Annotated in this window: 22 protein-coding genes and 1 other RNA gene; 9 read left to right on the forward strand and 14 right to left on the reverse strand. The window is 42.2% G+C overall.

What is annotated here, in order from left to right:
* Positions 1–6: 6 nt before the first annotated feature.
* The 8 genes from B6N13_RS21980 to B6N13_RS22015 all read right to left on the reverse strand — a co-directional run bounded on the left by B6N13_RS21980 (position 7) and on the right by B6N13_RS22015 (position 8,656).
* Positions 7–276: a K+/H+ antiporter subunit F gene (locus tag B6N13_RS21980; RefSeq protein ID WP_012071647.1), complete on the reverse strand. Its 270-nt coding sequence runs from the start codon at positions 274–276 to the stop codon at positions 7–9.
* On the reverse strand, positions 270–755 hold the full coding sequence (locus B6N13_RS21985; protein WP_012071646.1) for a Na+/H+ antiporter subunit E: 486 nt from the start codon (positions 753–755) through the stop codon (positions 270–272). Before B6N13_RS21985 ends, B6N13_RS21980 begins: the two co-directional genes overlap by 7 nt.
* Complete coding sequence (locus B6N13_RS21990) at positions 752–2,263, reverse strand: monovalent cation/H+ antiporter subunit D (protein ID WP_012071645.1); 1,512 nt, start codon at positions 2,261–2,263, stop codon at positions 752–754. Before B6N13_RS21990 ends, B6N13_RS21985 begins: the two co-directional genes overlap by 4 nt.
* A complete protein-coding gene (locus tag B6N13_RS21995) occupies positions 2,264–2,629 on the reverse strand; it encodes a Na+/H+ antiporter subunit C (protein ID WP_012071644.1) in 366 nt (121 codons plus the stop codon). It abuts the gene before it with no gap.
* Positions 2,629–5,427 carry a monovalent cation/H+ antiporter subunit A gene (locus B6N13_RS22000; protein WP_169460623.1) on the reverse strand — a complete coding sequence of 933 codons (2,799 nt, stop codon included), beginning with the start codon at positions 5,425–5,427 and terminating at the stop codon, positions 2,629–2,631. Before B6N13_RS22000 ends, B6N13_RS21995 begins: the two co-directional genes overlap by 1 nt.
* 387 nt (positions 5,428–5,814) lie before the next feature.
* On the reverse strand, positions 5,815–6,903 hold the full coding sequence (locus B6N13_RS23620; RefSeq protein WP_169460624.1) for a methyl-accepting chemotaxis protein: 1,089 nt from the start codon (positions 6,901–6,903) through the stop codon (positions 5,815–5,817).
* A 222-nt stretch (positions 6,904–7,125) separates the two neighbouring features.
* The gene (locus tag B6N13_RS22010; protein ID WP_012071641.1) at positions 7,126–7,737 is read right to left on the reverse strand and encodes a Yip1 family protein; all 612 of its coding nucleotides are present in this window, start codon (positions 7,735–7,737) and stop codon (positions 7,126–7,128) included.
* Between the two features lie 271 nt (positions 7,738–8,008).
* Positions 8,009–8,656 (reverse strand): hypothetical protein, encoded by a 648-nt coding sequence (locus tag B6N13_RS22015; RefSeq protein ID WP_169460625.1) that lies wholly within the window; start codon positions 8,654–8,656, stop codon positions 8,009–8,011.
* 359 nt (positions 8,657–9,015) lie between these two features.
* Between B6N13_RS22015 and B6N13_RS22020 the strand changes: the two genes are divergently transcribed.
* Complete coding sequence (locus B6N13_RS22020; protein WP_169460626.1) at positions 9,016–9,468, forward strand: excisionase family DNA-binding protein; 453 nt, start codon at positions 9,016–9,018, stop codon at positions 9,466–9,468.
* A gap of 3 nt (positions 9,469–9,471) precedes the next feature.
* Here B6N13_RS22020 and B6N13_RS22025 read toward each other — a convergent pair whose 3' ends face one another.
* Positions 9,472–10,242, reverse strand: coding sequence for a YiiX/YebB-like N1pC/P60 family cysteine hydrolase (locus B6N13_RS22025; RefSeq protein WP_169460627.1), 771 nt, complete (start codon positions 10,240–10,242; stop codon positions 9,472–9,474).
* An 84-nt stretch (positions 10,243–10,326) separates the two neighbouring features.
* Positions 10,327–10,503, reverse strand: a complete 177-nt coding sequence (locus tag B6N13_RS22030; RefSeq protein WP_169460628.1) for a hypothetical protein — start codon at positions 10,501–10,503, stop codon at positions 10,327–10,329.
* Positions 10,504–10,692: 189 nt separating this feature from the next.
* Here B6N13_RS22030 and B6N13_RS22035 point away from each other — a divergent pair, with 189 nt between their 5' ends.
* Positions 10,693–11,373 (forward strand): hypothetical protein, encoded by a 681-nt coding sequence (locus tag B6N13_RS22035; protein WP_169460629.1) that lies wholly within the window; start codon positions 10,693–10,695, stop codon positions 11,371–11,373.
* Between the two features lie 342 nt (positions 11,374–11,715).
* Here B6N13_RS22035 and ssrA read toward each other — a convergent pair.
* Together ssrA and smpB are read right to left on the reverse strand one after the other, a co-directional pair.
* Positions 11,716–12,077: a transfer-messenger RNA gene (ssrA, locus tag B6N13_RS22040) on the reverse strand.
* A gap of 90 nt (positions 12,078–12,167) precedes the next feature.
* Positions 12,168–12,647: an SsrA-binding protein SmpB gene (gene smpB / locus B6N13_RS22045; RefSeq protein ID WP_012071634.1), complete on the reverse strand. Its 480-nt coding sequence runs from the start codon at positions 12,645–12,647 to the stop codon at positions 12,168–12,170.
* Positions 12,648–12,828: 181 nt separating this feature from the next.
* Here smpB and B6N13_RS22050 point away from each other — a divergent pair, with 181 nt between their 5' ends.
* From B6N13_RS22050 to B6N13_RS22060, 3 genes are read left to right on the forward strand one after another with little or no spacing between them, the layout of a single operon-like run.
* Positions 12,829–14,187 (forward strand): sodium-dependent transporter, encoded by a 1,359-nt coding sequence (locus B6N13_RS22050; RefSeq protein WP_012071633.1) that lies wholly within the window; start codon positions 12,829–12,831, stop codon positions 14,185–14,187.
* Position 14,188: 1 nt separating this feature from the next.
* On the forward strand, positions 14,189–14,620 hold the full coding sequence (locus B6N13_RS22055) for a type II toxin-antitoxin system RatA family toxin (RefSeq protein WP_012071632.1): 432 nt from the start codon (positions 14,189–14,191) through the stop codon (positions 14,618–14,620).
* 1 nt (position 14,621) lies between these two features.
* On the forward strand, positions 14,622–14,906 hold the full coding sequence (locus B6N13_RS22060) for an RnfH family protein (protein ID WP_169460630.1): 285 nt from the start codon (positions 14,622–14,624) through the stop codon (positions 14,904–14,906).
* Here the strand turns inward: B6N13_RS22060 and bamE are convergent.
* Positions 14,903–15,220: an outer membrane protein assembly factor BamE gene (gene bamE, locus B6N13_RS22065; RefSeq protein WP_012071630.1), complete on the reverse strand. Its 318-nt coding sequence runs from the start codon at positions 15,218–15,220 to the stop codon at positions 14,903–14,905. The genes B6N13_RS22060 and bamE overlap by 4 nt on opposite strands.
* Before the next feature lie 69 nt (positions 15,221–15,289).
* On the opposite strand from bamE, the gene fur reads away from it, so the two are divergent.
* Entirely contained in the window at positions 15,290–15,700 is a 411-nt protein-coding gene (gene fur, locus B6N13_RS22070) for a ferric iron uptake transcriptional regulator (protein WP_012071629.1), read from the forward strand.
* Between the two features lie 95 nt (positions 15,701–15,795).
* Here fur and recN read toward each other — a convergent pair whose 3' ends face one another.
* Positions 15,796–17,466, reverse strand: a complete 1,671-nt coding sequence (gene recN / locus B6N13_RS22075) for a DNA repair protein RecN (RefSeq protein WP_012071628.1) — start codon at positions 17,464–17,466, stop codon at positions 15,796–15,798.
* 187 nt (positions 17,467–17,653) lie between these two features.
* Here recN and grpE point away from each other — a divergent pair, with 187 nt between their 5' ends.
* The 3 genes from grpE to dnaJ all read left to right on the forward strand — a co-directional run bounded on the left by grpE (position 17,654) and on the right by dnaJ (position 21,536).
* Positions 17,654–18,232 carry a nucleotide exchange factor GrpE gene (gene grpE / locus B6N13_RS22080; protein ID WP_012071627.1) on the forward strand — a complete coding sequence of 193 codons (579 nt, stop codon included), beginning with the start codon at positions 17,654–17,656 and terminating at the stop codon, positions 18,230–18,232.
* Between the two features lie 102 nt (positions 18,233–18,334).
* A complete protein-coding gene (gene dnaK / locus B6N13_RS22085; RefSeq protein ID WP_012071626.1) occupies positions 18,335–20,248 on the forward strand; it encodes a molecular chaperone DnaK in 1,914 nt (637 codons plus the stop codon).
* A 163-nt stretch (positions 20,249–20,411) separates the two neighbouring features.
* The gene (gene dnaJ / locus B6N13_RS22090; RefSeq protein WP_012071625.1) at positions 20,412–21,536 is read left to right on the forward strand and encodes a molecular chaperone DnaJ; all 1,125 of its coding nucleotides are present in this window, start codon (positions 20,412–20,414) and stop codon (positions 21,534–21,536) included.
* Positions 21,537–21,911 lie beyond the last annotated feature (375 nt).

The following is a 21,911-nucleotide window of genomic DNA, read 5'->3' on the forward strand; positions in this document are numbered from 1 at the left end:
TGATCCTTATTCTATGATGTCGCCGCGAAGTAAGTACTTACATAGAGCCGCAGTACTGACAAATCCTAGCATGGCAATTAATAGTGCTGCTTCAAAATACAACGCGCTTTCTACATAAATGCCGTAGAGCAAAATAAGTGCAATGGCGTTTATGTACATTGTATCTAGTGCCAGAATTCGGTCTGATATGGTTGGGCCTTTTAGGAGACGCCATAAGTTCAAAATCAGCGCAATGCAAATACACACCGCCACTATGGTGATGGTTATCTTTAGCATCCAAATATCTCCTTGATTGGCTTCTCATAGCGTTGCTTAACCGATTTAATCAGCTCAGCTTCGTCATCTAGGTGAAGTGAATGAACATATAGCCAGGCTTTGTCTTTTGATACTTCTGCACTCACGGTTCCAGGTGTTAGAGACACTGTGCTGGCTAAAATAGTGATACCTAAGTCTGAGTCGATATTGATCGGAATCGCGACAAAACCTGGTGTTAACTTGTTGATTGGGCCAATAATCAGTAACGCTACTTCTACATTGGCGACCAAAATATCTTTTAACACCATGAGTATGTATCGAATCGCCAGCCAAGGCTTAAGAATCTTAGGATGTTCATCACGCATACTGTTTACTAGTAAGGGAATAGTGATTGCAAAGAAAACTGCCAACACCATGTGACCAGCACTAATAGAATTGTTCAATAACAGCCAAACCACAAACAATAGCAGGCTGTGAAATGGCATAGGGAATAACTTCATTGGGCTACTCCTGGTAATAAAGCATAAGCAGAAGCTTGAATATCATGTAGATGGTGCGCTGCTTGCTGAGTAAATTCACTGATATCGCCACCGAAAACAACTAATATTGGAGACGCAAATAACAATAAGCCGATACCCATTATTTCGGTTATTTTAGCGGGTTCTGCTTCTGCAGCCACACTGCCATTGTGACGCCAGAAAAGCGTTGTGCCAGCTCGTGAGAAAGCAATTAAGGCAGCTAAACTGCCAATGAGAATTAAAGGCCAAACCCACATAGTTTGTGCAGAAGACTGTGTTGCTTGCAGTATCATGATTTTGCCAACAAACCCAGATAATGGTGGCATACCGATTAATGCCAAAGCAGAAATTGCAAATCCAAAGCCTAGTAATCTAGGTTGAACAAAAGGACGTGAGCGAACGAAACGGTCTTCGGCTTTACCGCGTTGGCGAGACATAACATCGGCGAGCAAAAATAATCCAGCTGATGCCAAAGTACTATGCACCATGTAATACAGAGCCGCAGAGGTTGCTGCTTCTGAATTGATTGCTGCACAAGCCAGTAAACTACCACTGGAGATAATGACTAAGTTCGCGCTGAGTGTTTTGATTCCAGGACTTGCGAATACACCTATGGTACCAATGGTGATGGTTAACAAGGCCATTGGCCATAACCAAGGAGTAGCAATGTTGGCCAGTTCGCCAGCATCGTCGCCAAAAATAACAGTATAGACGCGGAAAATACTGTAAATCCCTACCTTGGTCATAATGGCAAATAACGCAGCGACTGGTGCACTAGCGCTGGCGTAGGTTTTCGGTAACCAAAAATGCATTGGCAGCATGGCAGCTTTTAAGCCGAATACGACTAATAATAACAGCGCACCAGTTTTGGCTAGTGTCGCCGTTTCACCTTGCAGTTGGCCAACTTTGATTGCCATGTCTGCCATATTTAGCGTGCCAAGCGTGCCATATAAAATACCAAGGCCGAACAAGAATAGGCTAGAACCAACAAGGTTAAGAATGACATAGTGCAAAGCTGCTTGGGTTTTCTGTTTGCCGCCAGCATGGATTAATAGCGCATAAGAAGCGATTAGTAATACTTCGAAAAAGACGAATAAGTTAAATATATCGCCTGTTAAGAAAGCACCGTTAATGCCCATTATTTGGAACATAAACAGTGGGTGGAAATACGCGCCACCTTTGTCTTGTCCTGCGACAGCATACAGCATTACGCAGAAGGCTAAAAAGGCCGTTAATAGCACAAGAAGACTAGAAACCTTATCTGCAACTAATGCAATACCAAAAGGTGCTTGCCAGCCACCTAAAGCATAAAGCTGAACGCCTTGGGCATTTATCTGATACAACAAAACTGCTGATGAAATCAGTAAAAACAAGGTGCCAATAATGGACGTAATGCGCTGGGAGTTAATGTCGCGTGATATCGGCGGCAACAACATGATGGCGCCAAATAACAAAGGAATCAGAATCGGAAAAATGCTCAAGTGCTGCATTTATTGGCTCCCTCCTGATTTCTTTGAGGCGTCGCCTGGTTGTGCAGGCAAGGTGCCATCAACATGATCATTACCCAAATCAGCGCGGGCACGCATTGCTAAGATTACTGCGAACGCTGTCATAGCAAAACCGATAACAATGGCGGTTAGTACCAAAGCCTGAGGAAGCGGGTCGCTGTATTGCTCGGACTCACCCAGTACTGCGGCCGCATTAAGTTTTAGTCTGCCGCTGGCAAACAAGAATAAGTTCACCGCGTAAGACAATAAAGTTAAACCGATAACCACGGAAAAAGTGCGGCCTCGTAAGGCAAGAAAGATTCCGCAGGCTGTTAATAAGCCAACGCAAAATGCGTATAAACCTTCCATTAATCATGCTCCTTTTGAGTAGGACGCTCACTGGTGGTCAATTGACCTAGATTGGCAAGGATCAACATGGTTGCGCCAACCACAGTAAGGAAAACACCAAGATCAAAAATCATGGCACTGGCTAATTCGAATTTTCCGATCACTGGTAAGTAGAAGTAATCAAACCAAGATGACAAGAAAGTATGGCCAAAGACCCAACTACCCAAACCACTTAGGGTGGCGATACCAATGCCTGAACCAATCATGATTTGATAATCCAGCTTGAGGCGAGTCTTAATCCAGTCAACACCGTGTGCCACATACTGTTGAATAATGGCAACCGATGTAATTAAGCCTGCTATAAAACCACCACCTGGCATGTTGTGCCCGCGTAAGAAAATATACGCAGAAACTAACAGCGCTAATGGCAAAAGACTCTGGGAAATCACGGCCAAAAGAATAGGGTAGCGGTCTTCCGACCAAGCCAATCCGTTACCGTCGCTAGATGGCATATAAAGACGCATTTTAGCGATCAGCTTATAAATCCCTAATGCCGCAATACCTAAAACGGTAATTTCACCAAGAGTATCGAAGCCACGGAAATCCACCAAAATCACGTTTACAATATTGGTTCCGCCACCACCAGTCTTACTGTTTTCGGTGAAGAAAGTTGAAATCGTATCGAGGGGCCGAGTCATCAAGGCATAAGAAATGGTACCAACTACGCCACCAATTAATGATGCAAGGCTCAAATCTCGCACAACACGTCGAGGAGAAGATTCTTTCGGTGTATTTTGTGGTAAAAAGAACAGCGCCAAAATCAACAAAATCACCGTCACAACTTCAACCGAAAGCTGAGTAAGTGCCAAATCAGGTGCTGAAAACTGAGCGAATGCCAATGAAACAATCAAACCCACCACAGACAAGGTGAGCAAAGCGATAACTCGTCTTCTATGCCAAAGTACAGTGGCTAAGGCGGAAACACATAACAACACCGCGCAAGTGATAGACAATGCATCAAGAGGAATCTCGGGGCGTTGTCCCGCGGTCGCATTTAGCTTCATCAAGGTAGACGCAGTCATTACAATCGCAATAACTAAAACAAAGAAAATATAACGCTGTAGTGATCCATTTTCCGTGAAAGCAATAAAACGGCTGGCCCTGTTAGTGAGGGACTGAATGACTCCCTCAAACACTAATTTAGGATCACTGGTTGGAAATTGTGCTTGGAACTTAAACATATGGTGGCGGTTATGGTACATGTACAAACCACCTAGCAAAGCAATCACACTCATTAGTAATGGGAAATTGAAACCATGCCAAATTGCAAGGCTGTATGTTGGTGCTGGACCATTTAGTGTTGCTTCCGCCGCCGCAAATAATAGATCGCCCACGACTAAACTTGGAAAAATCCCAACAACTAGACAAAGCCCAACCAAAATCTCTACTGGCACACGCATGTAGCGTGGTGGCTCATGAGGTGTTTTAGGTAAGTTAATTGGCTCACCATTAAAAAACACATCGTGAATAAAACGCATCGAATAGGCAACAGCAAATACGCCACCTAAGGTCGCCAGTACCGGAATAAACCAAGACAAGGATCCAAGTGATGCCTGATGCAATGTTTCAGTAAAGAACATCTCTTTCGACAAGAAACCATTCATCAATGGCACACCTGCCATAGAAGCCGACGCGACCATAGCTAAAGTCGCCGTGTAAGGCATGTATTTCCAGAGACCATTTAACTGACGCATATCGCGTGAGCCAGATTCATGATCAATAATCCCCGCAGCCATAAACAAGGAGGCTTTGAAAATAGCGTGGTTGATTATATGGAAGATAGCGGCCACAGCAGCAAGGTCTGTCCCCATGCCGAGCAACAAGGTAATCAAACCCAAATGACTGATGGTCGAGTTCGCCAACAGCCCTTTTAAATCATGCTGGAATATCGCGATGTAAGCACCCACAAGGAAGGTCGCTAAACCTGTCAGACTTACTATCATGAACCAAAGATCAGTATCCGCAAGCGCTGGGTAAAAACGTGCCATTAAGAAAATACCGGCTTTTACCATAGTTGCAGAATGTAGGTATGCGCTCACTGGCGTTGGTGCCGCCATGGCATTGGGTAGCCAGAAATGGAATGGAAATTGCGCCGATTTTGTAAAAGCACCAAGTAAAATCAGAACTACAATAATTGGATAATTTGCACTAGCTTTGATCAACTCGCCGCTGTCTAAAACATCTTGTAGGCTAAAACTACCTACCGTGTTACCTAGAATCAACAAGCCAGCTAACAAGGCTAAACCGCCAGCGCCTGTGACGGTTAGCGCCATTCTTGCGCCTTTTCTAGCTTCTGTTTTATGTCCCCAGAAGCTGATGAGCAAAAAGGAACTAATACTGGTTAATTCCCAGAAAAACCACAGCTGAATCAAATTATCAGACAGCACCACGCCAAGCATGGCAAACATAAAGAGAATTAAGTAAGAGTAAAATTTACCAATAGAGTCTTTCGCAGATAAATAATAGCGAGCATACAGAATAACAAGTAAACCAATACCCAGAATCAAAATAGAGAACAGCAACGCCAAGCCATCTAAACGAAAGGCAAGTTCTAACCCAATAGCAGGAATCCACGGTAGTGCTGCTTGAAAGCGTTCGCCTTGGAAAATATCACCAGCATGTGTAAGGACTAAAAAGAGAGTTAAAGCAGGTAGTGCTGCTGTCATAAACGCACAAGCAGTACGACTAAAACGAGCGGTAATAAGCGGGATTAATGTACCTAATAAAGGAAGAAAAGGTAGCCAGATAAGTGAACTCAAAGGCAAAACTCCTTTCTAGTGATTGGTAATATAATATGTATGTGCTGTGCGAGCATGGTTGTTATCCTAACAATCGTTCTCTAAGAGTGGTTCTTCAACATTGTTTACCCTACAAACTGACAGAGCAACGGCCCCGTAAGCATAGCCTTTTATCAATCTAATCAATAGGCTAAAACTGTTTTTACAGTAAAAAATAGTATCGATTTTTTTTCAGAAAGCCGAACAATATGAACTCTTAACTTAAAAAAAGTTCCTTTAAGATAGATTTTATTCATTATTTGAGGTTAGTTTAGCGTCGCTAAATTACCGTGAGGTAGCATGCGCTGTTGGAGAGCCCATAAATGAAAAAGTGCTTCTTATGGGCTCTATATAATTAGTTCAAAAGTATTAAATGTGTTTCACTTCTTCCATTAGGCTTTCTATGTGTACGACTACTTGAAGACTAGCAACTTCCATTTTATCTAGTTGAACTAGCATTTCTTTCGTATTTCCAGTTTGTGCTGCTTTTAGTGCCGCACGGCCTGATTCATGCACTGTCCTATGTGGCATTTCAATCGCTTTGAAGCTTGGTGACTGTTGGAAGTGTCGGCTGCCGTAACCTTCGTAATACCATTTACCTAATCTGCATTCGGTATGCAGGTTGACCTCTTCATCGAATTTCTTTTTATCGATACGGTTATAAACGTCATTTTTCCAGACTGCATGATCTAATTTTACTGTATTTAAAAAAGAGTGTGTGGCAGCAATACTAATCACGCCTTGCATATGATTTGAACGTGAAATGACGTCATCAACCACTTTATCAATCTGAACTGACGATGAAGAGATGTCCATTGCACTGATTTGGTTTTGGTTCACCATGTTCTTGATCTGTTCGGTTTGAGCGATAACCTGTTTGACTAATGTTTCTACCTGCTCACTTGCGCTATGCGTTTTTCCAGCCAAATTTCTAACTTCATCTGCAACTACAGCAAAGCCACGACCTGCAGATCCTGCTCTGGCGGCTTCGATAGCAGCATTGAGTGCTAATAAGTTGGTCTGAGCAGAAATCTCTTGGATACTTGAAACAAGCTGACTAATGCCATTGGCTGTTTTATCGAGTACGTTGGCCGCTCCCATGCTGTCGCTGGCTTGTTCATTGATTAGACTCGCGCGTTCGCTTAAGCGATTTAATGCGACTCTCGTTTCATCGAATACATCGTCTAATTCAGACAAAGCAACACGTTCTTCAATTAAATTCTGAGCGCTATCCGCCAATCCAAAGCGAATGGAATTAAGCATTTCTCCTCCGCGCAGCTGATAGCGAATTAACTCTACATTATCTCCTGAATGACTTTTGAATTGTTGCAACTCTGCTTTCACCGAATCCAGCTCAGCTTTTAGCGCTTCTAAGCTTAGCTGGTGGGACGCTCGTTCTACTTCGAGTTGTTGCGTGAGAGTTTTCGTTTGTTGTTTTAATTCAGAATTGAAAAACATAAAAGAGGTCCGATCCAGACTTAGGTATAAAGCTATAAAGTTGAATTGATAGTGTACCGAATTAGTAATCTGTGATTAGTGAGAATTATCAATGAAAGGCTGGAAGTTTGTTGGAAAATTGTAACATTGAGTTATTTTGTATGCGGTTAGATTCAAAAAAAGTGTGCCACCTAGACCGAAGAGGAGGCACACTTTTAGTTTAAGTTAATGGATAGAATATTTTTACTGGAAGAAGCTCCAAACAATACTGTGTTCAGAGCCAAGGCTCCAAAGTAATACCACTGCTGCCAATAAAGCTTCTAAGACTAAAACCCCAATACCGAGAGTGGTGCTGGAGAGAATAAAGCCTTGTTTATGACTAATGCCCAAGAAACTAGGTGTGCCGCGATACAATAGATAACCTGTATAAACGACGCCCGCTACACAAGCGAGTAAGCAGAGCCAAATGATCGGATAAATGGCAAAAATACCGCTTAAAAACATCGGTGTAGCAATATAACCTGCAAAGACAATACATTCTTGACGAGGAGGGCGATTCGGAAAGTTTCGCGCCATCCAGTGAATTAAACTACCCACTATCGCCACGGCGACAAGAATGAGTGCGTAAAACAACACACCTAAACCAAGGCCATCCATAAAAGACACCTTGATTGCTTCGTCTCCTCCGAACGTCCAACCAAATTGCGTCGTGCCAATAAAAGTACTGACAACGGGAATAGCTGCCATCCAAAGAACATGATGTAAGTACAGATGACTTACCGACTCATGTTCCTTATTTATTTCGCGCCATTCCTTATCTGGATGATGAATAAGACCCCAAACATGATTGATCATGGATTCCCCCTTGTCTCACAGAGTGAGCATAATGGATTTGGAAAAAGTCCTGATACAGCCACGCCCAAACAAAAGTGGCTTATACACAGTATAGATGGATACGCAGAAATAGACTGAAAAGATGATAACGTTTTTTTATAAGTACTCAGTTGCTCAGACTATTTAGGAGCAAGCAGAGTGAATGAGAAGGTGTAGCGCAATGAGATGATAGTTAAATAAAAAACCAACAAGTTAGATGCGCTCTATCTATCTTGTTGGTTTTGAATGACTTTTATTGACAGTTATAGTCTTGTTTCATCTCAACACTGTAAGGTTTGTCGACTGGATCATTAAAATTGGCTCTGGCGATGGTTTCTTTAGCTAAGAACTCAAACATTTTCCATTTTGAACAAGTAGGGTGAACCACAGTATTGCTAGAATCTAAAATTAACTTGTTTTTCTTATCCGTCAACTTGTACTGAAAGGTATAAACCTTCGTTGGTGTTTCTACCTTATCGTAACCGCTAACAATGGGCTCCATAAATTGACGATAACGTGTGACACAGGTACGAGCGTCTGTGCTTGGGTTTCTATGGCAAACAGTATAAGGAATATTTCGCTCGTTATTAAACACAGGAACCTTCTTAGTTTCCGTGGTTTCTTCAGACGTAAAGTTAACCGATAGGTGATAGTCAGGATTGTTTTGAGAATCCGAGACATTAGTAAAGCCGCGCTCTTTCAATGCATTGATAATATCGGGGATGTATCGCTTATTCGTCAGATCATCGCCTTCTTTGCTTGGAACTACAACAATTGTAGCGGATTTATCAATATCTACATTCGAGTCAACATTACTGACATTTTGTCCTGCCAACTTCACATTGGATGAACAGCCCGAGAGAAGAGCCGAAAACAGCACAAAAAAAGTGAAAAGCCTCATAGTCGCGTTCTCCATTGCGTATCAAAAAACAATTATCCAACAGCCATGAAAACACAGATAGCGAGCAAAACCGAGATATGTCCTTCGCCTTTTACGTGATTTTCAAAAACCTTACTCTAACGTAGCACTTAAATGAGGGTGTTTAAGAAGATTTTTTCCGTGATAAGTTAATTGAGAAAAGCGCTACATTTATGATCTTGGATGGCGGTGTTTCTAGTTCATGTACCTTTTAAATGATGGTATTTGATTAAATTTAGCTTGATATTTTTCGAATATTTCGAATATTTCGAATAATGTAACTGTGTTATTGGTAGTCATACTAATAACATTACTTTTAGAAAAAACTCGGAGCAAAGAGTATGAACACCGCAATTCGTATCCCTAGTCAAGAAGAAGCAGCGCTAGCAAAACTGTGCAGCCAAGAACTGGCTGGCGTGTTAGCGACTAACGGAGACGAGCAACGCTTTTCTTTTACGGATGACTCTGGAAACACCCATGATATAAAGTTACCTAAGACTGCTTTGAATCTTTTTGTCGAGGTGCTGACGCAGCTTGGAGAGGGGAATATTGTTCAAATCACGCCAATCCACGCCGAACTTACTACTCAGCAAGCCGCCGATATGCTCAACATGTCACGCCCTACCTTGATTAAGCTTTTAGACGATGGTGCGATTCCTTTCAATCGAACAGGAAATCGTCGAAAAGTTGCCTATGTAGATGTGATGAAATACAAAGAAACGTTATTGAATAAACAATTAGCGAGCTTAGAAGAGCTAACCGCACTCGATCAAGAAAACGATATGGGATATTAATCACTATTTAGTCATCTGGTCGATATCCCAAAACTTATGGTGAAGCCCATTCTCAAACTTCTCTATCTTATCTAGGATTTTCTTTTTTGACTCAGGTGATAGTCTGTCATCTTTCCTCACACTCCTTTTATACTCCTTTCTTTCAAGGTACCTTTGCTTATTTAATTTGAATCCTGTAGTAAAGTGCTTGGATATATTGTTGATTATAGGTCCATATTTTACGCAGAAATCTATGTAAGGCATTAGCTGATCTGTTATATCTTCCCACTCTTTGGAATTGTCAAGAAGCTTATCGAAGTCAGCAGGAGATATAATAATGCCGTTATGAATTCCTGTTTTTTTGATCTTACTCATCTTATAGATCTTTCTTGCTAACTCTGAGCAATAAGAAAAGTTTTTTGCAGGAGCTCTTGAAGGTGAAATTTTATATGGTTGCTCTAGGAAATAACCTAAGTTACTCATCAGAGATTGAATATCATCTGAAGTTAGAGATTTTAATCTCATGATTTTGAATCTACTTAAGTCATTAGGTAATATGTCAGGCAATGTGACATGACGAACACCCGATTTTGGCATCGCATCAATGCACATAAAGTCCGCATGAATAAGAGCTATATGACTAGAACGTGCTTTAAAGTATGTTGGACGTTGTATAGCGCTTAAAAATTTAGAAGACTTGCTCTCACCTTGAATCATCAAAATGTCACCAGACTGTGGCTGAACCTTGATAGCGTCAAATTCACTGATGAAATCATTATTTTCATCTTTAGTCATTTTTATAAAGGTGTCATGTAGATTTGGAGGTATGCCACATAGAATGGCCATTTCCTTTAGAGCTTCATCTGATTGATTTCTAACTTAATCAAGAATTCTTTGTTGTCCCTCTTGAGTACTAGTTTGCTGAATAAGGTCTGCTAAAATATCTTTGCTAGCAATTTCTTTTATTTGTGATACATCTAGTTTCTCAAGATCTTCCTTAGTCATTGTTAGAAATCTTTTTGTTGCTATCGCAGCAAAGCGCTCTTGATCGATCATTTTCACATCCGATATGGTGTTGGTGTATTATCTTAATTGGAGGAACTTTATGAGAATTCAAGTTACAGGGCTTCTCAGACAATGCGCTATTCACATTTATCGCGAGATCATTTGAAATATGCTGTCTTTTTTAATCCTCTCAATGATCAGAATACCCTGCTTGAGGGGGACTGATCAAAAGGTATATGTATGGATAAAACTAAACTTAATGAGTTATATGAAAAACTGTATTTTCATGAACTAGAGGCAAGGGATCAGCTGTCGAATAGATGCCAAATACCTCTGCTTGTTTTGCTTGCATTGGCTGGGTCGTATTCACTGGTTTTCAAAAGCCTATTTACACCTTTAGAGTTTCCATGCATATGGGCTTACTATGCCTACATAGCTTTATGTATTGCTTCGATAATTATGATGATTGTATCAAGCGTATTTTGGGCTAAGTCTCTTTCTGGCTCTGCTTACCATTGCATTCCTAGTGCTTCAGATACTGAGGAATATAGAGAAGCGTTATTTGCTTACCATAGTAGCGTAAACCCAAATAGTGTTGACAAAAATGTTGAAAAACAAATGTCTGAATATGTCTATTCAAGGTATGCGCAGTGCTCAAGTTATAATACTGCAGTGAATGATAGGCGCTCTCGCAAGCTGTATTTCTGTAACAAGTCACTTCTATATACGTCTGTTCTAATTGTTTTATGTCTAATTGGTCATTTTTTTATTGAATCTCGAGTTGAAAAAATAACCAATGTAAAGTTTACTGAAAACAGTAAAAGCTCAATAAATATAGATACTCAAACAATCAATCTTGATTTTAGTGAAGATATTAAAAGGTACTTAAATGAAAGTAGAGATGGAGAACGCTCCAAGTAATAAGGGGGATAACCCTTCAAAACCCAAGCCTACTTCGCAGCCTCAAGCTCCTGCAGCTCCAACGCCGCCAAGTAATAGGATTGTGATCAATAACGATCAAAATTCACCTAAGCCGAGGTTTTAAGCTATGGGAACGGGAACGACAAAAGATAGTAACCCTGTGCCACCACAAGCCCCTCCTATTAGAGTTGTGAAAGATAGCTCAGGAGGGAAAGGGAAGAACAGTAAATAAAAAAAAAGCCGCTACTGATTAAGTGGCGGCTTTTTTAGTTTTTCGTAGACATTTTGTGGTCACATCTACACTGTTTGACTTATGTTTTTCTCATAAATCAACCACTTAAGTGGTGGAGGCGGGGGGGGTCGAACCCCCGTCCGTCAGTCCTCTGCCATCGGCTCTACATGCATAGTCACTTCTATTATTTGACCACGAACCGCCCGAAGGACAGGGTGTTAATGGCGAGCCTACTTAGTCTTAGAACCTTATCCCTAGGCGGGGCATCAGTTAGCATCTTGTAATTTATGATACTGCAGAATCTCTGGCTACAAGCAACCTGAGGGCAGCACACTAGCAGCGGTTTAGGCTGCTAAAGCGTAGTTTTCGTCGTTTGCGACTATTAAATTGATGCGGGGGATTTACGAGATCACGCATCACTCTCGACATGCACCTTTGGGTTTGTAACCGACGTCGAAACCATGTCGCCCCCAAAAAGTAACGTTAGTCTAGCGCAAACAATCTGCTTACGCTAGAGATAACGCTGAAATGCTTAATTCAACCTAATTTTGATTGGCGTCTATTAAGCATTGTGTTTCATTAGTCGTTCTTTGTCTCTTGACCAATCACGATCACGCTCGGTATCACGTTTATCGTGTTCTTTTTTACCTGTTACCAAGGCGACTTCGCATTTGATTTTGTTGCCTTTCCAGTACAGCGCCATGGCCGCACAAGTTTTGCCTTTTTGCTCGGTGACTTGGATGATGCGCTCAAGCTCTTTGCGGTTTAAAAGCAATTTGCGTTGGCGCATCGGTTCACAAACGACATGCGTTGAGGCACTAAGCAGTGGCGTAATACGCGCACCGACGAGCCACGCTTCGTTTTGGTGGATGATGACGAATGCGTCTACTAATTGGGCTTTGCCTTCGCGCAGGCTTTTTACTTCCCAACCAGACAAAACCAAACCGGCTTCGAACTTCTGGTCGACAAAGTAGTCGTATTTTGCACGTTTGTTAAGCGCGATGGTGCCCGTGCTGGTGGATTTTTTCTTTACTTTACTCATAGTTACAAATTATACGGTCGATAGTGGCAAAAACCTATGCTTTTCTTGAGGTATGCGCCTGAATGTTGGAAAATTCGCACTTGTTAATTAATTTGTCAGGTTAGGTAGCGCGGATGTGTTGGCCACGTTTACGTTTTATTCCTATCCTTAAACACATCTTGTGTATTTAGAGCCTAAATTTATGCCGGAAAGTAGATGTTTACAAGGTATCTGGTCAAGTCCGTGGATATTTATTTTTGCGGCCAGTGGATCGGCAGTGGGATTAGGGAATATTTGGAAGTTTCCTTATGTGCTCGGACAAAACGGTGGCGGTGCATTTTTGTTGGTGTATTGCTTATGTTTGTTACTCGTTGGTTTGCCTGTGTTAATGGCGGAAGTCGCTTTGGGCCGCACGGTTCGTTCTAACCCAATTGATACGGTAAATGATTTAAGTGAGCGCCGTATTGTTCATCCGGCTTGGGTGTTTGTGCCTTGGTTAGCAGGGATAACGGGGTTTCTAATTCTGACTTTTTATAGTGTGATTGCGGGTTGGTCTCTGGCTTATTTAGATCGTGCGGTGTCTGGCGACTTTAAAGATATCACGCAAGTTGGTGCGGCCAACATGTTTGATAATTTGCTAGCTGCACCGACAGAAATGCTGTTATGGCATTCAGTATTTATGGCATTAGTTGTGTTAACCGTTGGACAGTCAGTGACGCGCGGTTTGTCTGCTGTAGTGCGGATTTTGTTACCGGTCTTGGTAGTGACGTTACTGTTGTTAGCATTTTATTCTATGACCATTGGCAATATGAATGAAGCGCTGAACTTTATGTTTCGTTGGTCTTGGCAGGATATTACTTTTGAGGTTGTCTTATCTGCAGTTGGACTTGCTTTGTTCAGTTTGAGTGTCGGAATGGGGGCGATGTTTGCTTATGGTGCTTATATGAGCAAGCGTATGTCTATAGCTCGAGCTTGTAGCATAGTCGTTGGCGTTGATTTGTTAGTGGCTATTTTGGCAGGTTTGGTCATTTTTCCATTGGTGTTCTCGTTTAATATTGATGTCGAAGCTGGGCCAAGTTTGACCTTTGTGTCTTTGCCTATCATTTTTGGTAGTTTACCGGGCGGTCAGTTTTTTGCAGGAGTGTTCTTTTTATTACTTGTGGTTGCGGCTCTTACGTCAGCCATATCCATGTTAGAATTGTTTGTTGCTTGGCTGCATGAAAAATTTTATATCGCCCGTTTGAAAGCCGCGCTATTGATGGGGATTGCCGTTTGGTTTGTTGGTATTGCGGTACTGTTGTCTTTTAATCATTGGGACAGCAAAATTGTCTTTGGGCTAAATTTCTTTGAATTGTTGGATGAATTTACGTCTTTGATTCTTTTGCCAGTGGGAGCTATTTTGTTGTCTGTTTTGGTGGCTTGGTTTATTCCACATTCCATGTTGCAAAATGAGATGATCACAAAACAAGCAAATCATTTTCAATGGTGGTATAAGACATTGAAATACATAAGTATTCCAGCAATGATTGTGATTACTCTTGCTGGCTGGATAGGAGTGTAGTTTGAGTCATATAGAACGCTTCGCACATGTTAATTACAGTTGCGAGCAAATGTTTGCCTTGGTAAACGACATCGATGGTTATCCTGAGTTTTTACCTGGGTGTTTGAGTTCGACATTAATTTCAAAAACGCCAACGGAAATCGTTGCGTCTTTGGATGTAGGTAAGGGACCAGTTAGACAATCTTTTACTACGAGGAACTTTCTGGAAGATTTTAGTCGAATAGAGATGACCTTGGTAAAAGGGCCGTTTAAGAGTTTGCATGGTGTATGGACTTTCACGGAGTTGTCTCCTACAAGTTGTAAAATCATGCTGAGTATTGAGTTTGAGTTAAGCGGTATGCTGAAATTCGCCTTTGGTGGCGTGTTTAGCCAAATTGCCAATACTATGGTGGATTCTTTTAGTAAGCGTGCAAAAGTGGTATACGGTGAATAGTATGAGAGTTGAAGTGGCTTATGCTTTGCCTGAGAAGCAAAAAATTATTGCGCTAGAGGTTGAAGATGGTTGTACAGTGCGTGATGCTGTGCGCCGTTCGAATATCCAAGTTTTCTTTCCTGATGTGGATGTGGAGACAGTAAAGGTGGGTATCTTCGGAAAAGCCGTACGAAATGCAGAAGAGCAAGAGTTAAAAGAAGGCGAGCGAGTTGAGTTGTATCGTGAGCTGAAGGTTGACCCAAAACAAGCGAGGGCCAACCGTGCAGCAAAAACAACTAAAACTTAGTTGTTTTTGATTTGTGTTAAAACGCCGTCGCTAAAAATTAGCACAAGGTCGTTTGCATCACTTTTTTGGGTGTCTGGTGTTGCATATAGAACTGTATATAGGTAATGCCATTCGTTTGGCTTGAAGGTGTCTCTTAGCATGGGGTTACCCAGTAGATAAGTGACCTGAGATTCAGACATGCCAATTTGTAATTGTGATAGTTGTTCCTTCGTTACGAGGTTTCCTTGTGTTACTGGAACCTTGTAAGGTGGTGGAAATAAACTGCATGCGCTAAGTGAAAGTGCTGCGCATAATATTAAAACTGATTTTTTCATTTGTATTATCCTTACTCCGGTGTGCTAATGATAAAGTAATTATCAACAAGATCGAATAGAGAATGACTCATGACTAGCGAAAATCAAGAGCTAAAGAAAGCGGGACTCAAGGTAACTCTACCACGAGTGAAAATTTTACAAATTCTTGAAGGCGCGGGTGACCGCCATATGAGTGCTGATGATGTCTATCGCACTCTACTTGATCAAGGTGAAGATGTTGGTTTGGCGACAGTTTACCGTGTGCTAACTCAGTTTGAAACTGCGGGTTTGGTGCAGCGTCACCATTTCGAAGCAGGAACTGCTGTTTTTGAGCTGGCGAAGGGTGATCATCACGACCATATGATTTGTCTAGAAACGGGCAAAGTCATTGAATTCGTTGATCCAATTATTGAGAAACGTCAACGTGAAATCGCAGAAGAGCATGGCTTTGATATTGAAGACCACAGCTTGATTATTTACGTGCGTCCAAAGAAGAAATAAACGTTCCTTTACCCAAAGGTAATGAATGAGAAGGGCCTAAATAGCAGAGTTTAGGCCCTTTTTTGCTTTAGCTTCTCTTTTATATTAATGAAGTACTACTGAAGTTGAACATTGCCAAGCATTTCCCGAGCATGCGCTAGAGTTTGTTCGGTTAGTTCTAGTCCGCCTAATAAACGTGCGATTTCTTGTGTGCGGTCTTGATCCTTCAGTAGCTCGACCTGAGAAGACGTTGCCTCATCTGCAACCAGTTTACTGACTCTAAGGTGCTGATTGCCTTGCGCTGCCACTTGCGCCAAGTGAGTCACACAAAAGACTTGTCCGCGTTTGCCTACAGAGCGCAGCATGCGGCCAACGACTTCAGCGATACCACCACTGATGCCCACATCGACTTCATCAAATACCAATGTTGGAATAATGGACGTGTGTGCGGTAACCACCTGAATGCCTAAGCTAATACGTGACAATTCACCACCTGAGGCGACTTTTCGTAATGGTTGAGCGGGTTGGCCAGGGTTGGATGCGATCATGTATTCGATGTCTTCAAAACCATTTGCTGAGACTTGGTTTAGTGGTTGGCATTGAATAAAGAAACGCGCATATGGCATGCCCAATCCATGTATTTGTTCTTCGACTTTTTGCGCTAGTTCGTCTTTTGCGATAATACGTTTTTCGGTCAATGTGGTGGCAAGTGCGGTGAGTTTCTCATAGGCCTGCTCTTCTTTTTCTTTGAGAGATTCAATGTTTTCTTCGCTGCCTTGTAGGCTGCTAAGCTCCGCTTCTACGCTTTCTCGCAAAGCTAATAATCCTTCCGGCAACGTCCTATGTTTACGAGCTGTATCATAAATGTCCGATAAGCGTTGCTCTATATCCATGAGACGTTCGGGGTTTTGTTCTAGAGTATCCTGATAATGATGCAAACTGTCGGCTGCTTCTTGTGCTTGAATGAGGGCGACATTCATCATTTCTAAAGCGTTTTCTAATTCTTTGGTGGCTGGGCGAATTTGGCTGGCGCTGTTAATCGCTTGATGCAGTAAAGAGCACACATTGCCTTCATCGCTGTCGATCAGGATACCGCTGGCTTGGTAAGCTTTGAACTGCGAGTCGGCAATGTTTGATAAAAACGCTTGTTCATTTTCTAGCTCTTCAATTTCGCCTTCTTTTAAATCCAGCTGTTGAAGCTCTTGTGCCTGATAGGATAGCAGTTGAATTTTGGCATCTTGTTCAGAAGAACGATTTTGCAATGCTGACAGTTCTTCTTTGAGCTGACGCCAAGTGCTGTATTGCTGGCTTACTTGTTTGCTTAAATCAGTTAAGCGGCCATATTCATCAACTTGTTGTCTTTGGGCGTTCTTTTTAAGCAAAGATTGATGCTCGTGTTGGCCATGGATATCAACTAATTGGCTACCAACGTCTTTTAGATCGCTTAGCGTGCAAGGACGACCATTTATATAAGCCTTAGAGCGACCTTCTTTGCTGATAACACGGCGTAATATGCAATGTTGATCGTGTTCTAGGTCTCTTTCTTCCAGCCATTTATGTACGTGTGGATAGTGTTGTATATCAAAGCTTGCGCTGATATCGGCTCTTTTTTGCCCATGTCTTACGACAGCTGCATCGGTACGATCACCTAAACAAAGTGATAAGGCATCCACCATGATGGACTTGCCTGCCCCTGTTTCACCTGAAATCACGGTCATACCTTTTTTGAATTCCAATTCTAGGGATTCAACAATGGCGAAGTTGGAAATAGCGATGCTGGTCAGCATAGAAGAAGGCTCCAAAGAGAGAAAATATTTATATGGTTATTTATACAGTACTTGGTTGTTTTTTGACAAGTCTAGTTCGTAAATTTAATTCCCATGAAATTAATACGGCTTTAGTGTTGAAAGGTTAAAAGCTGACCCCATATACCCTGCACATAGGAAGCATTGTTTCTGTTATTTGGAGTTGAAAATGAGTGAGCAGCAAAAAAATCCTAATCTAAACGCGGAGCATGATTTGAAAAGCGAAACGCAAAACGAAACAGTAGAAGAGCTTCTAGAGCCTGAAGTAGAGACTTTAGAAGAAGTTACTGAAAATGATGAGCTTGCAAAAGCATTAGAAGAAGTCGCTCAGTATAAAGAAGCGGCACTACGCGCTCATGCAGATGCACAAAACGTACGCCGTCGTGCAGAACAAGATGTCGAGAAAGCGCACAAATTTGGTTTAGAAAAGTTTGCTAAATCGATTGTGAACGTGGCGGACAATCTAGAGCGTGCTCTGGCTTCTGCGCCAGATACAGGTGAGCCAGACCCTGTTCGTGAAGGTGTAGAGCTAACGTTAAAAGATTTGCTTGAGACTTTGGCTCGCTTTGAAGTGAAAATGGTTGATCCACACGGCGAACCGTTCAACCCTGAATTGCATCAAGCTATCACTATGGTGCCGAATCCTGAGTTAGAAGCGAACACCGTTATGGATGTCGTACAGAAGGGTTACACCATTAATGGCCGTTTATTACGTCCTGCAATGGTAGTGGTTTCAAGTGCAGTTTAAAAATACTGTCATTTTTTTGACACTGGACGCTTGAAATACTTTTAAGCGTACCCAAATACAGAATTATCATTGTTATAAACGAATTTATTGGAGATACAAACCATGGGTAGAATCATTGGTATTGACTTAGGTACAACAAACTCTTGTGTTGCTGTATTGGATGGCGAAAAAGCGCGCGTTATTGAAAACGCTGAAGGCGATCGCACCACTCCTTCCATCGTAGCATTTGCTGAAGATGGTGAAGTACTGGTTGGTCAATCAGCTAAGCGTCAAGCAGTAACAAACCCAACAAACACTTTGTTTGCGGTTAAGCGTTTGATTGGTCGTAAATTTAAAGACGACGTTGTACAAAAAGACATCTCTATGGTGCCTTACAAAATTATCGCTGCAGATAATGGTGATGCGTGGGTAGAAGTGAAAGGCGACAAAAAAGCGCCACCACAAATCTCTGCTGAAGTTCTTAAGAAAATGAAGAAAACAGCGGAAGATTACCTAGGTGAGAAAGTAACAGAAGCGGTTATTACAGTTCCTGCTTACTTCAATGACTCTCAGCGTCAAGCTACAAAAGATGCGGGTAAAATTGCTGGTCTAGAAGTTAAACGTATTATCAACGAGCCAACAGCGGCTGCCTTGGCTTATGGCCTAGACAAGAGCTCTGGCGACTCTACTATCGCGGTTTATGACCTTGGTGGTGGTACGTTTGATATCTCTATCATCGAAATCGCAGACGTTGATGGCGAGAAGCAATTCGAAGTATTGTCTACAAACGGTGATACTTTCCTAGGTGGTGAAGACTTCGATATGCGTGTTATCGAATACTTGGCTGCAGAGTTTAAAAAGTCTTCTGGTATCGATCTACACAACGATCCATTGGCGCTACAGCGTTTGAAAGAAGCGGGTGAGAAAGCGAAAGTTGAGTTGTCATCCTCTTCTCAAACAGAAGTTAACTTGCCTTACATCACTGCAGATGCGACTGGCCCTAAACATTTGAACGTTAAATTGACTCGTTCTAAGCTAGAGTCTTTGGTTGAAGAGCTAGTACTGAAATCTCTTGAGCCTTGTCGTCAAGCATTGAAAGATGCTGATTTGACAGCTTCTGATATCGACGAAGTTATCTTGGTTGGTGGTCAGACTCGTATGCCACTAGTTCAAGCGAAAGTAACTGAATTCTTCGGTAAAGAGCCACGTAAAGACGTGAACCCAGATGAAGCTGTTGCAATCGGTGCATCTATCCAAGGTGCGGTACTTTCTGGTGATGTGAAAGACGTTCTTCTTCTAGACGTTACTCCACTGTCTCTAGGTATCGAGACTATGGGTGGGGTTATGACTACGCTAATCGAGAAAAACACGACGATTCCTACTAAGAAATCTCAGACTTTCTCTACAGCAGAAGACAATCAAAATGCGGTAACTATTCACGCATTGCAAGGTGAGCGTAAACAAGCGTCTCAGAACAAATCTCTAGGTCGTTTCGACTTGGCTGACATTCCACCTGCTCCACGTGGTGTGCCACAAATCGAAGTAAGCTTCGATATCGATGCCAACGGTATCTTGAGTGTTTCTGCGAAAGACAAAGCGACTGGTAAAGAGCAGTCTATCGTTATCAAATCTTCTTCTGGTTTGAGTGATGAAGAAGTTGAAAAAATGGTTCAAGACGCTGAAGCGAATGCTGAAGAAGACCGTAAGTTCGAAGAGCTTGTACAAGTTCGTAACACAGCTGACGGTATGATTCACGCAACTCGTAAAACTCTGGTTGATGCTGGCGATAAAGCAACGGCGGAAGAGAAAGAAGCGATTGAAACAGCGATCACTGAGCTTGAAGAAGCGCTAACATCTAACGACAAAGAGAAGATTGAAGAGAAAACCAATGCGTTGACTCAAGCGTCTGGCACTTTGGCTCAGAAGATGTATGCAGAAGCTGAAGCCGGTGCACAACCAGCTGAAGGTGAGCAAGCTAAATCTCAGGATGATGCGGTTGATGCAGAATTCGAAGAAGTGAAAGAAGATAAAAAATAAGCGCTAAGCACTTATTTGCCCATTAATAATGGGGTTGTTTATAGCGAGCACGGTTTTAAACCGTGCTTTGCTATTTGCAAAATATGAGATAGACGATTTTTAAAATTCAGTTTTTTAGATTTAGACTTTTTAATTCAGACTTTTCAATTCAGGAATGCTTGCGATGAGCAAAAGAGACTATTACGACGTTCTTGGGGTGGCCAAAGACGCGGATAAGAAAGACATAAAAAAAGCTTATCGTTCTTTGGCGAATAAGTACCACCCAGATAAGAACCCAGACAATCCAGAAGCACTCGATAAATTCAAAGAGCTGGCTGAAGCCTATGAAATACTGTCTTCTGATGACAAACGCGCAGCCTACGATCGATTTGGTCATGACGGCGTAAATGGTCAGGCTGGTGGCTATGGCGGCGCTGGAGCTGGTGGTTTTAGTGATATTTTCGGTGATGTTTTCGGTGATATTTTTGGCGGCGGTGGTGGCGGTCAAAGCCGAACTCGTCGTGGTTCCGATTTACGCTACACCTTAGAGCTTGATCTTGAACAAGCCGTTTGGGGTTGCGAAGAAAAAATCCGTATACCAACCTTGGTGAACTGTAAAACCTGTGATGGTTCTGGTGCTAAGAAAGGCTCAACACCTAAGACTTGTGGAACCTGTGGTGGTGCTGGTCAAGTACGTATGTCACAAGGTTTCTTCTCTGTTCAGCAGACTTGTCCAGAATGTCATGGTGCTGGCCAAGTGATCAGTGATCCTTGTAGAGATTGTCATGGCCAAGGTCGAGTTCAAGAATATAAAACACTTAATGTAAAAATTCCTGCAGGCGTAGACACTGGCGATCGTATTCGTTTGTCTGGTGAGGGCGAAGCTGGAACTCATGGTGGTCCGGCAGGTGATTTGTTTGTTCAAGTCTCTGTTAAACCGCATAGTATTTTTGAGCGCGATGGTGCGAACTTATATTGTGAAGTGCCAATTAGTTTTACTACTGCAGCATTAGGCGGTGAAATTGATGTGCCGACACTTGATGGCCGTGTGCGTTTGAAAGTGACTGCTGAATGTCAGTCTGGCAAGTTGTTCCGCCTGCGTAATAAAGGTGTGAAGCCTGTTCGTGGTGGTCCAGTAGGTGATTTGATTTGTAAGGTTGTTGTTGAGACGCCAGTCAATCTTACTTCTCGTCAGAAAGAGCTATTCACGGAATTGGCTGAAAGCATGGGCGAAGGTACAGACCATTCTCCTAAGCAGAAAAGCTGGTTTGATGGTGTGAAGCGTTTCTTTGATGATATTAAGAAGTAGTTTTTTAGCTTCATGGTTATGCCTTTAAAGCTAAGTAATGAATAAAAAGTCGCTTAAATAAATTCCAGTCAAAAGCCAGCTTTATTAAGCTGGCTTTTTTGTTTGCCCAGCGAAGCTGGCAAACCCGTCAGGTTGTAAGAAACCTGTCTCACCCCGACTGGGGGGAAGAGAATCCGAATCGCAAGGGCGTTGCTGGCCAACGGCAGGGTCTGAAGGAAGCGATAGGAAGTTAACAGTACACAACGCAAGTGAACCTGCTTCGGCAGTTTAGGTGGGTAAGCGTGCAAAATAGCGCAAAGCCCGATACTCAGTCAGACCTAGGCTGTGTTTGAGGGTGGCATTGTTAACAGGGCGTCAGTGCAGTAACTGGGGAAG

The organism is Marinomonas sp. UCMA 3892 (genome assembly GCF_012726345.1).
Lineage (GTDB): Bacteria > Pseudomonadota > Gammaproteobacteria > Pseudomonadales > Marinomonadaceae > Marinomonas.

Coding starts and splice junctions, on each gene's coding strand:
- B6N13_RS21980 (WP_012071647.1), bottom strand. CDS start 276: ATGCTAAAGATAACCATCACCATAGTGGCGGTGTGTATTTGCATTGCG.
- B6N13_RS21985 (WP_012071646.1), bottom strand. CDS start 755: ATGAAGTTATTCCCTATGCCATTTCACAGCCTGCTATTGTTTGTGGTT.
- B6N13_RS21990 (WP_012071645.1), bottom strand. CDS start 2,263: ATGCAGCACTTGAGCATTTTTCCGATTCTGATTCCTTTGTTATTTGGC.
- B6N13_RS21995 (WP_012071644.1), bottom strand. CDS start 2,629: ATGGAAGGTTTATACGCATTTTGCGTTGGCTTATTAACAGCCTGCGGA.
- B6N13_RS23620 (WP_169460624.1), bottom strand. CDS start 6,903: ATGTTTTTCAATTCTGAATTAAAACAACAAACGAAAACTCTCACGCAA.
- B6N13_RS22010 (WP_012071641.1), bottom strand. CDS start 7,737: ATGATCAATCATGTTTGGGGTCTTATTCATCATCCAGATAAGGAATGG.
- B6N13_RS22015 (WP_169460625.1), bottom strand. CDS start 8,656: ATGAGGCTTTTCACTTTTTTTGTGCTGTTTTCGGCTCTTCTCTCGGGC.
- B6N13_RS22020 (WP_169460626.1), top strand. CDS start 9,016: ATGAACACCGCAATTCGTATCCCTAGTCAAGAAGAAGCAGCGCTAGCA.
- B6N13_RS22025 (WP_169460627.1), bottom strand. CDS start 10,242: ATGACTAAAGATGAAAATAATGATTTCATCAGTGAATTTGACGCTATC.
- B6N13_RS22030 (WP_169460628.1), bottom strand. CDS start 10,503: ATGATCGATCAAGAGCGCTTTGCTGCGATAGCAACAAAAAGATTTCTA.
- B6N13_RS22035 (WP_169460629.1), top strand. CDS start 10,693: ATGGATAAAACTAAACTTAATGAGTTATATGAAAAACTGTATTTTCAT.
- smpB (WP_012071634.1), bottom strand. CDS start 12,647: ATGAGTAAAGTAAAGAAAAAATCCACCAGCACGGGCACCATCGCGCTT.
- B6N13_RS22050 (WP_012071633.1), top strand. CDS start 12,829: ATGCCGGAAAGTAGATGTTTACAAGGTATCTGGTCAAGTCCGTGGATA.
- B6N13_RS22060 (WP_169460630.1), top strand. CDS start 14,622: ATGAGAGTTGAAGTGGCTTATGCTTTGCCTGAGAAGCAAAAAATTATT.
- bamE (WP_012071630.1), bottom strand. CDS start 15,220: ATGAAAAAATCAGTTTTAATATTATGCGCAGCACTTTCACTTAGCGCA.
- fur (WP_012071629.1), top strand. CDS start 15,290: ATGACTAGCGAAAATCAAGAGCTAAAGAAAGCGGGACTCAAGGTAACT.
- recN (WP_012071628.1), bottom strand. CDS start 17,466: ATGCTGACCAGCATCGCTATTTCCAACTTCGCCATTGTTGAATCCCTA.
- grpE (WP_012071627.1), top strand. CDS start 17,654: ATGAGTGAGCAGCAAAAAAATCCTAATCTAAACGCGGAGCATGATTTG.
- dnaK (WP_012071626.1), top strand. CDS start 18,335: ATGGGTAGAATCATTGGTATTGACTTAGGTACAACAAACTCTTGTGTT.
- dnaJ (WP_012071625.1), top strand. CDS start 20,412: ATGAGCAAAAGAGACTATTACGACGTTCTTGGGGTGGCCAAAGACGCG.